The 13065-nt window shown below is 67.2% G+C and carries 13 protein-coding genes; 5 read left to right on the forward strand and 8 right to left on the reverse strand.

From position 1 onward, the window contains the following. Positions 1 to 19: 19 nt before the first annotated feature. From QX204_RS10195 to QX204_RS10205, 3 genes are read left to right on the forward strand one after another with little or no spacing between them, the layout of a single operon-like run. Positions 20 to 703: a thioesterase II family protein gene (locus QX204_RS10195; RefSeq protein WP_301906380.1), complete on the forward strand. Its 684-nt coding sequence runs from the start codon at positions 20 to 22 to the stop codon at positions 701 to 703. Further along, the gene (locus QX204_RS10200) at positions 700 to 2889 is read left to right on the forward strand and encodes an MMPL family transporter (RefSeq protein ID WP_301906381.1); all 2190 of its coding nucleotides are present in this window, start codon (positions 700 to 702) and stop codon (positions 2887 to 2889) included. The genes QX204_RS10195 and QX204_RS10200 overlap by 4 nt, the downstream gene beginning before the upstream one ends. Then, positions 2886 to 3410 carry a DUF2505 domain-containing protein gene (locus QX204_RS10205; protein WP_301906382.1) on the forward strand — a complete coding sequence of 175 codons (525 nt, stop codon included), beginning with the start codon at positions 2886 to 2888 and terminating at the stop codon, positions 3408 to 3410. Before QX204_RS10200 ends, QX204_RS10205 begins: the two co-directional genes overlap by 4 nt. 118 nt (positions 3411 to 3528) lie before the next feature. Here the strand turns inward: QX204_RS10205 and QX204_RS10210 are convergent, their stop codons facing one another. Together QX204_RS10210 and QX204_RS10215 are read right to left on the reverse strand one after the other, a co-directional pair. Further along, positions 3529 to 3804 carry a hypothetical protein gene (locus tag QX204_RS10210; protein ID WP_301906383.1) on the reverse strand — a complete coding sequence of 92 codons (276 nt, stop codon included), beginning with the start codon at positions 3802 to 3804 and terminating at the stop codon, positions 3529 to 3531. Positions 3805 to 4127: 323 nt separating this feature from the next. Then, positions 4128 to 5054: an SMP-30/gluconolactonase/LRE family protein gene (locus QX204_RS10215; protein WP_301907964.1), complete on the reverse strand. Its 927-nt coding sequence runs from the start codon at positions 5052 to 5054 to the stop codon at positions 4128 to 4130. Between the two features lie 454 nt (positions 5055 to 5508). Here QX204_RS10215 and QX204_RS10220 point away from each other — a divergent pair, with 454 nt between their 5' ends. Both QX204_RS10220 and QX204_RS10225 read left to right on the forward strand, forming a co-directional pair. Continuing rightward, positions 5509 to 6144 (forward strand): TetR/AcrR family transcriptional regulator, encoded by a 636-nt coding sequence (locus tag QX204_RS10220; protein ID WP_301906384.1) that lies wholly within the window; start codon positions 5509 to 5511, stop codon positions 6142 to 6144. 186 nt (positions 6145 to 6330) lie between these two features. After that, entirely contained in the window at positions 6331 to 6774 is a 444-nt protein-coding gene (locus tag QX204_RS10225; protein ID WP_301906386.1) for a hypothetical protein, read from the forward strand. Between the two features lie 159 nt (positions 6775 to 6933). Here the strand turns inward: QX204_RS10225 and QX204_RS10230 are convergent, their stop codons facing one another. The 6 genes from QX204_RS10230 to QX204_RS10255 form a co-directional block, all read right to left on the reverse strand. Next, positions 6934 to 7395, reverse strand: coding sequence for a cupin domain-containing protein (locus QX204_RS10230; RefSeq protein ID WP_301906387.1), 462 nt, complete (start codon positions 7393 to 7395; stop codon positions 6934 to 6936). Positions 7396 to 7607: 212 nt separating this feature from the next. Then, entirely contained in the window at positions 7608 to 8072 is a 465-nt protein-coding gene (locus tag QX204_RS10235) for a pyridoxamine 5'-phosphate oxidase family protein (protein WP_301906389.1), read from the reverse strand. A 78-nt stretch (positions 8073 to 8150) separates the two neighbouring features. Then, the gene (locus QX204_RS10240) at positions 8151 to 9632 is read right to left on the reverse strand and encodes an FAD-dependent oxidoreductase (RefSeq protein WP_301906390.1); all 1482 of its coding nucleotides are present in this window, start codon (positions 9630 to 9632) and stop codon (positions 8151 to 8153) included. A 347-nt stretch (positions 9633 to 9979) separates the two neighbouring features. Beyond that, positions 9980 to 10735 (reverse strand): dienelactone hydrolase family protein, encoded by a 756-nt coding sequence (locus QX204_RS10245; RefSeq protein ID WP_301906391.1) that lies wholly within the window; start codon positions 10733 to 10735, stop codon positions 9980 to 9982. A gap of 179 nt (positions 10736 to 10914) precedes the next feature. Next, on the reverse strand, positions 10915 to 11262 hold the full coding sequence (locus QX204_RS10250; RefSeq protein WP_367620200.1) for a YbjQ family protein: 348 nt from the start codon (positions 11260 to 11262) through the stop codon (positions 10915 to 10917). A gap of 98 nt (positions 11263 to 11360) precedes the next feature. Beyond that, on the reverse strand, positions 11361 to 12977 hold the full coding sequence (locus QX204_RS10255; RefSeq protein WP_301906393.1) for an ABC-F family ATP-binding cassette domain-containing protein: 1617 nt from the start codon (positions 12975 to 12977) through the stop codon (positions 11361 to 11363). Positions 12978 to 13065 lie beyond the last annotated feature (88 nt).

The raw sequence follows: 13065 nt of genomic DNA on the forward strand, positions 1-13065 counted from the left end.
ACCGGCAAGCCTACGGCTGGTGTGTTTCCCGCACGCGGGCGGCTCAGCCGGCGCCTACCGGCATTGGTCGAGGCTGGTGTCGCCGGAAACCGAACTGTGCGTTGCCCAGTACCCCGGCAGGCAGGAACGATTCAGTGAGCAGGCGCCGAGCGATCTGAGTGCCCTCGGGGCCGCCGTCGCGGCCGCACTGCACGCCGAAACATCTCTTCCCACAGTGCTTTTCGGGCACAGTATGGGTGCCACGATCGCCGCGGAGACCGCGTTCGGTCTGCATGCACTCGGCGACCCGCCCGCACTGCTCGTGGCGTCGGCCTCTCGTGCGCCGGGACTGCACGGCGACCTCGACCCCACCGACCACGACGACAACGAACTCATCGGGCGGATGCCGTATCTGTCCGACGACGACCGTCGCGCCTACGCCGACCCCGATCTGGGCCCGCTGCTGACCGCGGTGCTGCGATCGGACCTGTTGGCGCTGTCCGGCCACCGGACCGGTGCGGTCCCACCGCTACCCACGCCCGTTGTCTGCGTGGCCGCCGCCGACGATCCACACTTCGGCGCCGACGACGCGGGCGACTGGCAGCGGTTCACTGAGCAACCGATCCGCACCATCGTCTTCGGTGGCGGTCACTCCTACCTGTCTCGCGAGCCCGGTGCCGTCGTCGCCGCGGTCGAGGACCTGGCCAGGGAGGTGCTGCGGTGAGTGTATCGGTGGCCCAACGTCCCACTCGGATTCTGCTGGTGACGCTGCTGGTGTTCCTGGCGGCGCTGGCCGTGGAGCTCACTGCCGCCGATCACCGCCTCGCCGGTGGCGCGGCCGACCCGTCCGCGGACTCCGCGTTGGTGGCCCGCGCGGTGGAAAGCGTCGCGCCCCAGGCTGATCCGAATCTGTTCCTGCTGATCGCCACCCCGGAGGGTGCCGACGACCCGGGCATCGCGGCAGCGGCACGGCGACTGGTCGCCGACGTGGCCGGCATCGACGGTGTCGCCGGTGTGGTGTCGGCCTGGACCGTGCCGCTACCCGCGCTGAAGGCCGACGACGGGAGCTCGGCCCTGGTGATCGCCCGCATCCTGGGTGACGAAGGGGCGCAGGACCTTACGCTCGGTGCGGTGCGCCAGCGGGTCGCCGACGCCGCCGACCTCGAGATCAGGGTGGGCGGCCCGGTCGCGGTGCGCGCCGAGGTTCAGTCGACGATCAAGACCGACCTGCTGCTGGCCGAGCTCGTCGCTCTGCCTCTGGTGCTGATGGTGCTGCTGTGGGTATTCGGCGGGGTGCTGGCGGCATTGCTGCCGGTGGCGGTCGGGGTGTTCTCGATCGTCGTCACCAACGCCGGTCTGAAACTGCTGTCGCAGTTCGTCGAGGTGTCGGTGTTCTCCCAGAACCTCACGACTGCTGTCGGTTTGGGGTTGGCGATCGACTACGCGTTACTGATGGTGCGCCGGTTCCGGGAAGAACTGGCGGCCTCCGCGGATGTCGATCGCGCTATCACCGCGACCGTCGCTACCGCGGGCCGCACCGTGCTGTTCTCCGCGGCCACCATCAGCGCGGTGCTTGCGGCGCTGGTGCTGTTCCCGATGTACTTCCTGCGATCGTTCGCCTACGCGGGCGTTCTCGTCGTCGCGGCCTCGACCCTGGCAGTGCTGGTGTGCCTGCCTGCCGCGCTCCGGCTGCTGGGCACCAGGATCGGTGGCCGTGCCACCGAGGCGACGAGCGTCGACGACAGTCGGTGGGCCCGGTCCACCCGGGTCGTGCTGGCGCGTCCCCACCTGTTCGCACTGGTGACCACCGCGGTGCTGGTCGCGCTGGCGATCCCGTTCGGTTCCGTGGTCTACGGAACCGTCGACGACCGGCAGCTCCCGCCCGGAGCGCAGATTCGCGACACCCACGAGACCCTGCGCTCGAACTACTCCGCCGGGGCTCTGCCGCTGGCCAGCATCGAGATCCCGGCCGGCAGCGACCCGATCGAGATCGGCCGGATCTCGACGCGACTGGCTGCCCTGGACGGCGTGCTCGCGGTCGCCCCGCCACCCCTGCGCGCCGACCCACGCGTCTCGGCGCTGCCGGAGACCGGGGTGCTGCTGGTCAGCGCGCGCCCGGGCATCGAACCGGTCACGCCTGAGGGACAGCACGTAGTGGACCGGATCCAGCAGGTTGCCCGCGCCGAAGGTCTGCGGGTCGGCGGCGACACCGCCACCCTGCTCGATACCAAGGCCGCCATCGGGCGAATCGGCCCGTACGCGGTGGCGATCGTAATCCTGGTAGCGCTGATCTCGGTGTTTCTGCTGACCGGCAGTGTCGTACTGGCCGCGGCGTCGGTGGCGGTCAACGGCCTGAGTCTGACAGCGTCACTGGGCGCGATCGTGCTGATCTTCCAGCAGGGTCATCTAGCCGGGCTGCTCGGCTTCACCCCGACCGGCACGATCGACTGCACCCTGCCGATCCTGGTGGTCTGCATCGCCTTCGGACTATCCATGGACTACGGCGTTTTCGTGCTGGCCCGCCTGACGGAGGAGCATCGTGCCGGGCTGCCACACGACCGTGCTGTAGTCGAGGCCATCGCGCGCACCGGCGGCACCATCACCTCGGCGGCGATCATCTTGACCATCGTGCTCGCCGCGATCGGTGCCTCGCGGGTGGCCGCGACCAAGATGATCGGCATCGGTGTCGCCCTGGCCGCCGGGGTCGACGCGGGCATCGTGCGACTGATCCTCGTCCCCGCGGTGCTCGGCATAATGGGCGCGCGGTGGACCTGGTGGTCACCGGCGGTGCTGCGCAGGATTTCCGACCGGTTCGGCTGGGAGGAATCCGGTCCGCCGGCTGTCCTCGCACCGGCCGGTGAACCCGAACAGGCCCGCACCGCCGGGCAGGAAGTTGAGGTGACCAAATGACCAGAACCTTTACCGCCGAATACACGTTCACGTTGTCCGCCGCGGCAGTGCACGCGGCGCTGTGGAGCCGCGACCACTGGGTGGAGCGGATCCCGGCGGTGAGCGAGGCGGCCAGTACCCTCACCGATTTTCGTCAGGAGGACCAACTCGTCGTGGTGGCCGCCTCCACCGAGATCGCGAGCACGCTGCTCCCGCGCGGTGTCGGCAAGACCCGCGCGAAGGAGATCACCTTCGACTTCGAGGAGCGCTGGCCCGCCTGGACCGGGGATCGGTGCGAGGGCACCATTCATGGCGCGATCACGTTGGCCCGCATGGAGCTCGACGCCGTCATGGTGCTGACCGCAGGGGGCGCAGACAGTGCACACATGACCCTCGCCGGCACGGTCGAGTCCCGGCTGCCGGTGTTCGGCAAATCCGTAGAAGAAGCGGTCTCGACACAGTTCATCGAGGGTTTCGCCACCAGCAACCGCTACGTGGAGGAATGGATCCGGCGTACACAGAACGCCGCTACCGGTTCCTGATCCGCACGAGCTGTGCTCCGTCGTTGTACGGCGGGGCACGGCTCGTCGGAGCAGCGACCGGCCGAGGTGGTCGGCTCGACCCTGAGGATCTTCACCGTTGACCCGCTGCGGCTGATTCTCAGTCGAATGCAGTGCGACGCCACACGGTGGTCACTCCACCATGGGAGCGTGCGGGCGTTGATTGTGTTCCCAGCTTTTCCACAATGCCGCAACGACGCAGGCGCAGCATCAGTGGGCCGAGGCGCCGGCGTTCGGCGATTGCCAGGAGGCCGGCGTCTTCCAAGTCCCGAAGAACATCGGCGCCGATGAACACCTTGCCCGCCGGATAGTTCGTAATCACCCCGGCGGCCGCCGCTAGAAACCGCTCGGACTCACGGTCGTTCGTCGTGTTCACCACGCTGTCCCCCGATCAGCTGTCCCAACTCGCCCCGCTGGATTGACCATATCCGAACTACCGCAATGTAATTCGGCCTTCAAGGCCACAGGTCATTGGTACGAGCCCGCAGTACCGGCGCTCCCACCGACCGGCACTATCGAGGTTGTCGCACGAGATCGGGTGGCGAGGCTCGTCCGTGGTCATCTGTCGCACAAACACTTCCGGCTTCCTGGCCGGCACCACCTTCATCGGGGAGCATCACCGGCCACGGGCACGCGATCAACGCGACACCCGTTGCCGAGGCAAATTTCCTGGACGAGGCACTAGCCATCAGGCGCCGTTCAGGCGTTGGAGTCGAAGGCACCTGGTATCTCGTAGATCGCGCCCGTGAAGGTGGCGGCGAACAGACGGCCTGCGGAGAATCCGGTGGTACCGCGGCCGTAGGTGACGACGCTGGTCGACGGAGCTGCGGTGCCGAGGACGCAGTACTGACCGGGTGAGTCGATGCGGACGATGCGGCCGGAGAGGTTGAAGGGGACGACGGGTCGATTCTGTGAGTCCAGGGTCAGCCCGTCGGGTGTGCCGAAGGTGTCGGTGCCGGACAGGTCCAGCAGCGATTGTGGTGCGCCGGGATTCGCGGTGGGGATCCGGCTGACACCAGGATTGACGAAAGTACGTGAGACATAAAGGTATTCGTCGTCGGTGTCGAGCACGGCACCGTTGGCGCTGGGGAATCGCGCCCAGTCCGCCTGCACCGCGCCGTTCGGGCTGACGTGGCCGACGAGGTTGCCGAAGTCGTTGGTGGCGTAGACGGTTCCGTCGGCGGCGACGTCCATGCCGTTGGCGGCGCTGAGGCCCGAGGCGAATGGTGTCACCGCACCGGTATCGGGGTCGACCTCGACGATGCCCGCCAGCTGGACCAGGTCGCCGATGACGACCCGGGCGTCCGCGCCGTAACCGACGAGCAGTTTGCCGTCTCGGGTCCAGGCGAGCGCACCGGCGCCCCCGCTGGGCACGGTGGCGATGACTACCGCGGGGGCGCCGGGGGCGTCGATCCGCAAGACGTGTCCGCTCACGAGGTCTGTGGTGTACGCGCGGCCCTGCGAATCGACGGTGAGACCTTCCAGGGCACCCCCCGGCACAGCGCCGACCTGCACCGCCGATTGACCTGCGCCCGGGCAGTCGGCGGCAGCTTGCGCGTTCGGTGCGGAGATGGCGGTCGCGGCAATGAACGCCGCTGCTGTGATGGGTAGGACAATTCGATGCAGGGCCTGCACTCGTACCTCGCTATGTCGGGTGGCTCATCGGTCCGTATGAGGTGGAACTACTTGTCGACCTGCCTGCCGACTTCGGTCACATGTGCCGGGGGCAAGGGTGGCTGCACAGCGCCGATTGTATTCGCGCGATCCAGGGTTGCCGATCGCCACGCGATCGGGGAAGTCGGAATCTACCGCGACCCGACGGGTGAGTGGGAGCAGATCCACCGCATCGACGATGACGGATGTCTGCTTGGGTGATGGTGCGCGGAGTGGCCTCGTCGCAGGCGTTGCGCTCCTCGGAAAGGGCCGACCGCGCGCTGCGGAGCCTACTTGGATCAGGACGGGCGGAAGTTCAGGGAGATTGCCGCGTCGGCGACCCGTGCGGCCCACCCGCCGGTAGGCGCGGAGGGCCTTTTGTGCACCTTTGCGCAGGTGTGGGATGGTGGTGGGTGAAAGGACGGACGTGACTGCGACGACGCACTCGACCACCGTCGGCTTCGGGCCGCGCGCACTGGCCAACCGGCGACGCATCGTTGCTGTGGCCGGGGACGAGTTGCTCCGAAATCCGCTGGCGAGCATGGAAGACATCGCCGCCGCCGCAGGGATGGTCCGTCGCACCCTCTACGGTCATTTCCCCACCAGGGAAGCGCTGATCGACGGCATGCTCGACGAGGCCTTCGAACAGGTCGGTCGCGCACTCGACGGGATCGACACCGCGCAAAAACCGGCCCGGGCGACCGCGGATATGGCGGTCGCGCTGTGGGCTGTCGGCGACGAGTTCCAGCTGCTGCTGCGCCTGGACGAAGCCGGGTCGCGGGCGCGGATGGCCGACCGGCTCGCGCCCGTCCGCTCCCGGCTCATCACGTTGATAGCGGCTGGTCAAGCCGACGGAACCTTCGCTGATCACCTCCCGCCCGCAGCGTTGGCCAGGGTGCTGACGGCGCTGGTGCTCGAGCTGCTGAAGGCGCACAGCGATGGTGAATGGGCTGGTGCCGAAGCCGCGCGCGACGCAGCTGTGGCCTGCCTGATCGCGGCCGGCGTCGACCGTTCCGGTGCGGCGGAGATCGCCCGGTCCGCCGCTGAGGCCGCGCAGCACTGATCGCGGTCGTCGGGCGATCGCTCGTCGAAACGACTTGTCCCCGAACTGATTCGAGGTGTGCTCTCCGGCACCGACCCGGGTGGGTGTGAGTCCCTTCACGAGTTCTTGCACATCGGTGTGCAATAGACGTAGTTTCACAGTTACGTGCAATTGCACGAAGGTGTGAAAATGTCGAAGGAGCGGGATATGACCAGCCAGGTAGCAACTGTGCGTATGGCGTACGCGACCAAGACCTCCACCGGCGGTGCCCCCGTCGATGTGTCCTCGTGGACGCTGCGCGGTCTGGGCGCGATCCGCGTCCTGTACGGCCTCGTCGCGTTCGCCGCGCTGATCCTGGGGACCGACGTCGGCACCGGAATGGCCGTGCCGGTCTTCGTCGTGGTCGGCCTGGTGTCCGTCTTGCTCGGCCTGGCCACCGTTGCGCTGACTCCTCGGCTACTGAGCCGCGACGACGCTGTCCTGGCCGCCGTCGGCGTCGACGCGATCCTCGTGGTCCTCGGCGTGGCCGCGCTCATGGTGGGCTGGGATCAGTTCACGGTCGGCGCCGCCGCGGTCGTCCTCGGCGGTGTGGTGATCGGGGCGTTGTCCGCGGCCGTCGTCGCGATCGCCACGGCACTGCGCGAAGCCTGATCGCCCACGCGGTCTGAAGTGCCAGAGCGGCGCCCCCGGAATTCCGGAGGCGCCGTTCGTCATCGGCTGCGATGCGGTCGCTGAAGGTGCCGACGACCACCCGATCAGCTCCTGGAATGCCGCCACCGGCGCGGGGATTTCAGGGCTCGCAGGCGAGGGCTAGGGCTGGCGGTGGATGGGGTCGATCCAATGCACGGCTTCGGGCTTCTCGATCGGCTCGATCTCCAGATTGACGACGACGGCTTCGCTGTCGCTGCGCACCAGCACGCATTCCAGGGGTTCGTGGGTGCTGGCGTTGATCTCCTGGTGTGGGACATACGGTGGCACGAAGATGAAGTCGCCCGGCCCGGCCTCCGCGACGAATTCCAGCTGCTCGCCCCAGCGCATCCGGGCGCGGCCGCGGATCACGTAGATGACACTCTCGAGCGCGCCGTGGTGGTGCGCACCGGTCTTGGCGTCCGGATGAATCGTGACGGTTCCGGCCCAGATCTTCTGCGCGCCGACACGGGCGAAATCGATCGCGGCCGCCCGTTCCATCCCGGGTGTCTGCGCGGTGTTCGGATCGAGCTGATCCGCCTTGATCACGCGGACACCGTTGTGCCGCCAGTCTTCGGCAGTCATGGGTGCGATCCTCCACTTCGGTCGGTTCGAGCTGCATCGCCGAGTATGCGGATCGGTGGACCTTCGCGCTCGGATGAGGCTACGCAATCTTTCTAACGGGCGGTAGTCGACAAAACGGCCCAAAATGATGAGGCGGGACGACGCTGCCCACCGAGGCCGGTGGCCTGTCGCGTCGGCCCGACGGGCCCTTGTTCCGCCTGTCGGACGGTGCCCTACTCCGAAGGCGACTGTCGCACGTTCGAGAAGGGAGTCCGCCAAGCGGTCGGGTCCGCAACGGGGAACCGGCGACCGGTCACCATGGTGGGTACGAGTCGGATGAAGAAGTCCTTCGCCCCGGCCTGCCACGGAAACAGGGGGAGATCCACGGTGTCCATCACATCAGCGATCTCGCGGATCCCTTCGGCACGACCCTTGACCACCACGCTCCAGGCTTCGTGAGATCCGGAAATGTAGCCGTCGACTTCCAGCGCGACGGGTGCGTCGGACAACGCGGCGGACATCTTGGTACCTCGCGCGGTTCGAAACACCAGGGTTCCGTGATCGACCGCGTAATTGAGGGGGAAGATCTCCGGATGGTCCTCCACCCACACCGCGAGGCGGCCTACTTCCCCGACACGGAGTAACGCCCAGCACTCGTCGACAGCGAGTTCCTTGACACTTGGATCGTCGATACCCATCGTCTCCGCCTTCTTGTCGTGCGGACAGTTTTCGAGGCCCCTCGCGCAGGTCTTTCGGGCTGGCTTCGATTCTTCGAGCTACACCAGGATCGGACCGCAGCGTACATCGAATCGGGTGCGCACAGTGTCCAGTGTCTGCCGGAGATGCTCGCGTCCGCGGCGGTGGGTGAGCATGAACCGCGTCGTTCCGATCATGCGGCGCGGCAGCGGGTACCAGCGATCGAGATCGAATCCGCAATCGAGGAACACTTTGCTCGGGATGCTGTCGACGGCGAGGCTGAGGTTGTGCATGGCCAGGGAGCCGAGCACATACGGAAGTGCCGCGCTCGACTTCCGCCGTAGGTCCAGTGCGTCGAGTTCGTACAGCGGGACTTCCTCGAGCTTGTCCAAGAACAGGAGGTGGGTCAGGAAGTAACCCATGTACGACGTCAGATGGAAGGTCGCCGAGCGCGGCTGCACCGAGACGACCGCACCGCTGTCGGAAACGTAGGGCTCGTAGGGCGGCGGTGGATCGCCGCGCAACAGATATCCGGTGCAGTTCACTATCCAGCTGCCCGGTTGGATCTTCCTCGCCGATCCGCTGCGGAACACCAGGTCGATATCGCCGTTGCGGTCGACGGCATCGACGACGTGGTCCATGATCACCTCGTTCAGGCCGTCGGCAATCGTCCTGTTCTCCGATTCGGACAGCAAGCCCAGCAGATAGTTGGCTGTGGTGGGGGTCAACCACGTGCCGTAGGTCGTGCGAAACCAAGTCGCGACATCGGTCTCGTTGGTCCCGTCGAAGCGCCGGCCCAACTCCCGGAAGACACCGGATGCCAGCGCGCCGCCCCACCATCGTCGGCCGCCCGCGGGGAACAAGCGGTCACGGTCGGAAAAGAACGTGCCGGAACCTGCCACGAGGTTCACTTCCCGGCCGGGATATTCCGTGATCAGTGTGTGAGCGGTGTCCATCGCGGTCTTTCCCCCGCCCACGATCCATACAGGTGCGTCGCTCGCCCGCATCTCGTTCCTGCGCATATCGCAGAAGTCGGGCGACACCGACGCGACACGCGCGCTGGAAATCGCGAGCGGGTCGTTGGGCACAACCCCGAATCCGATGGCTTTGATCAGTCGCTTCGCCTCGACAACCATGAGCCGGCCATCCGAGGACTTGCAGGTGAGGCGAACGATCCCGTCGGACTCCTCCTGCGAATCCAGCGTCCAGCCGAAATACTCCTCCACCTGAACTCGTTGTCTGACGATCTCCAGGCAGTGTTCGAAGTGGGCGAGCACCTCGTCCTTGGTTGCCAGGTAGGAGCGATCCCGGCCGAGTGTCCACTTGATATTTCCGGCGGTGAACAGGCCATGTGGCTGGTGCAGCCGAACGTAGGCATAGGTGTCGACCCACATACCGCCGCAACGTTCGCGGCGGTCGACCAGGATGACCTTCTGCGAGCGAGACAGGTATCGACTGGCGACGAACAGGGCATTGACCCCCGCGATGCCGGCCCCCACGACGCAGACATCACAGCGCTCTACCCGAACGGACGTCTCGGCTGATGCGACCCCATCTGTCACCGCAACCTCCTGGAGAGCGTGGTGATTCAGCCAGAGTGGGCTCTAGTGACGTCACGCTCCAGCGCGTCATGGTTGCGACCAGTTGGTCCCCTGTCGATCTTCCTCGCAGCCGGCCCGATTGTCACCGATGGTTCGCTGCCCTAAGAGCCTTTGTCATGCGCGGGTCGATGCGCCCGTCTTCACACCGCTGTTCGTGTGGCCAACACCAGAAAGCGCGCTGGCTCCCGTGCCGCGATGCCCCCTGGACGATAGCCCGAGAGCTGTTGTGCGCTTGAGTCTGATCGCCTTCCGACGCTAGGCACAGGGCCGGTGCGACCGGATCCGGCGAAGGTCCCTTCGGCAGCGGTTCAGCGCAGGACGCGCGTGAACAAGTCGGCCAGTTCGGTCCAGTGCCGGGCATCTGCCTCGGCGTTGTAGACGTCGGTGTCGGATTGGGTGAAGCCGTGGTGGGCGCCGGGGTACACCTCGGTGCGGAAGGTGGTGCCCGCGGCGGTGAAGGCGGCGTCGAGTCGGTGGATCTGTTCCGGTGGGAGGCCGGGGTCGGCGTCGGCGTGCGCGAGGTAGACCTCGGCGGCGATGCGGTCGACCACGGCGTGCGGACTGGTGGGGTCCTCGGTGGCCAGCCTGCCGCCGTGGAAGCCGGCCACCGCGGCCACTCGGTCGGGGTAGGCGGCGGCGGTGTGCAGAGCGTTGCGCACCCCCATGCAGTATCCGGCCAGGCCTACCGGGTTGCCGGTGGTCAGGGGAGAATCGGCCAGCCACGACAGATACGCCTCGGCGTCCGCGACGACGAGTTCGGGTGTCAACGCGGTCAGCAGCGGGCGCAGTGCACCGAAGATCTCACCGCGTCGGTCGGCCCCGATGAAGTCGGGTAGCTCGACGACCGGTGCGGAACCGTTGCGGTAGAACACATTCGGAACGAGCACGGTGAAGCCGAGGGCCGCGAGGCGTTCGGCGTCACGGCGAACCACCGGCCGCAGCCCGAACGCGTCGGAGAAGACCAGAACCGCGGGGTGGGGAGCGTTGTCGTCGGGATAGGCGAGGAAGGCATCGGCCTTCCCGTCAGCCGTAGCCACATTGAGGGTGAGCGTGTGCACCGCCACGGCGGAACCTCCTGAGCGCATCGAGTTGGGCACACCCTACTGATCGCGCGGGGGTGATCCGGCGCTCGAGCCGGTCGGCACCGGCATCGGCGCACGCAGCGAATTCGACGCAGCGCAAGCACATCGCGATGGTGACCGAGAGATCGGCGAAGATCGTGGTGGCGTATACCCAGTCCCGCTCATTCCGGTGGATCGACCGGAGGCCGCTGGATCGGCCGTATGACGACGGCGGTGCCGTAGGCCGCCACCTCGCTCAGCGAGCCGGCGATCCCATTGCAATCGAATCGCATCGCGATGATCGCGTTGGCGCCCAAAGCCATACCGTGCTGGCACATGCGCATGATCGCCTCGTATCGAGCCTGGTACAGCAGTTGCGTGTATTCGGGGACCTCGCCGCCGCTGATCGAGCGGAATCCGGCCGAAAAGCTGTTCCCGATACCGAGGCTGCGCACAGTCAACCCGGCGACCTCACCGAATACCCGCACCACTTCGTGGCCCGGCACGTCGTTCATCGTCGACACCAGAATCGGAAACTGTGGTCCGGGCTGTTGCTGCGGTGCGCCCTGGGCAGGCATCGGCTGTGATGAATAGGGCGGTGGGGGCTGGCTCATGGGCCGCAGCATATCTACGTAGTTCGCACGGAGGCCGACGCTTGTAAGGCGAGGTGGCTGCCTTCCCAGCGGCTGCGCAGTCGCCGATCGTGGCTGACGACCACGATGGCTCCCGGGAAATGGGCAAGCGCGGTTTCCAACTCCTCGACCAGACCCGGCGACAGGTGGTTGGTCGGCTCGTCGAGGAGTAGCACGTCGACGGGTTCGGTGACCAGGCGCGCCAAGGCGAGGCGCTGACGCTGGCCGGTGGACAGGTCCTCGACACGCGTCGTGAACTGAGAGACGTCGAACAGACCGAGTGAGAGCAGTTGGTCGCCGTGGAATTCCGGGTCACCCGGGCGATCGCGCGCGAAGGCGACGAACATCATGCGGCCGCGGACCGCCGGCGGTGGTTCCTGCGCGAGGTAGCCGATCTTGCCGGTCCGTGCGACGGTGCCGGTGTCGGGTGCGAGTTGACCGGCCAGCACGCGGAGCAGGGTGGTCTTGCCCGCGCCGTTCGGGCCGGTGATCAGCAGGCGGTCGCCTGCGGCGAGCGTCACGCTGATCGGCTCGAGCCTGCCCGCGACGGAGATGTCGGTGGCCTCGAGCCCGGCCCCCTCTCCGCCGGCGGTCGCCAGGGTGGGCGCGAATCGTAGGGGTTGCGGCGGTGCGGGAACCGGATCGGCGAGCAGACGCCGCAGCCGTTCCTGGGCGTTGCGGACCCGGCTGGCCACTGATTGCTGCACCCGTCCACCGGCTCGGCCGTAGGCCATCTTGTTGTTGTCGGCCATCGCCCGGCCCGGTGCGACCCTGCGGGCGGTGGTGTCGGCGGCCTCGCGGAATCGTGCGGTATCGGCCAGCCATCGCGCGTGCGCCTGCACCCATCGCGCTCGCTCGGCCGCCTTTTCCGCCAGGAATCCTGGGTAACCGTCGTTGTAGCGGACGACGCGCTGCCGGTCCGCGTCGACCTCCAGCAGGCTGGTTGTCACCCGTTCGAGGAACGCCCGGTCGTGGGAAACCGCCACCGTCGTGCCGCGCCGGGCGATCAGGTGGTCTTCGAGCCAGGTCAGGGCGACGTCGTCGAGGTGGTTGGTCGGTTCGTCCAGCAACAGCAGTTCCGGAGCTGCCGCCAGCACCGCGGCCAGGCGCAGTCGGACCTGCTCGCCGCCCGACAACTCACCGATCGTGCGGTCGCGATCGACCAGGCTCAATCCCAGTCCGTGGAAAGCCTGCTCCACTCGCGCGTCGGCGTCGTAGCCGCCGTGATGGTCGAAAAGTACTGTCAGCTCACCGTATTCGTCGATTCCGGACTTGTCGCCGTCGGCCATCGCGATCTCGAGGCGGCGCATCCGGGCTTCGACCGCGCGCAGCTCGGTGAGGGCCTGGTCGATGAGCTGCTGCACAGTGAGGTGCTGGGGGAGTTGCTCGTCTTGTGCGAGGTAGCCGATGCCGCCCTCGGCGTGGACGATGATCTCGCCGCTGTCGGGCTGCACCCGCCCGGCGAACAAACGCAGCAGGGTGGTCTTGCCGGAGCCGTTTTCGCCGATGATCCCGGTGCGCTCGCCGACGTCGAGCGAACAGGTCACCTCCGTGAGAACGGGATCGCCGTCGAACGACTTACTGACCGCGAGCGCGGTGATCTGGGTTGGCATGGCACTCTCCGAAGCATTCGAGGACGACGCGGTCAGGGGACCGCGTGGCCGGGTGAAAAGCTCGGAAGAACAATCGGGCAACCTCGCT

Source organism: Nocardia sp. PE-7, from assembly GCF_030486425.1.
GTDB classification, from domain to species: Bacteria; Actinomycetota; Actinomycetes; order Mycobacteriales; family Mycobacteriaceae; genus Nocardia; species Nocardia salmonicida_A.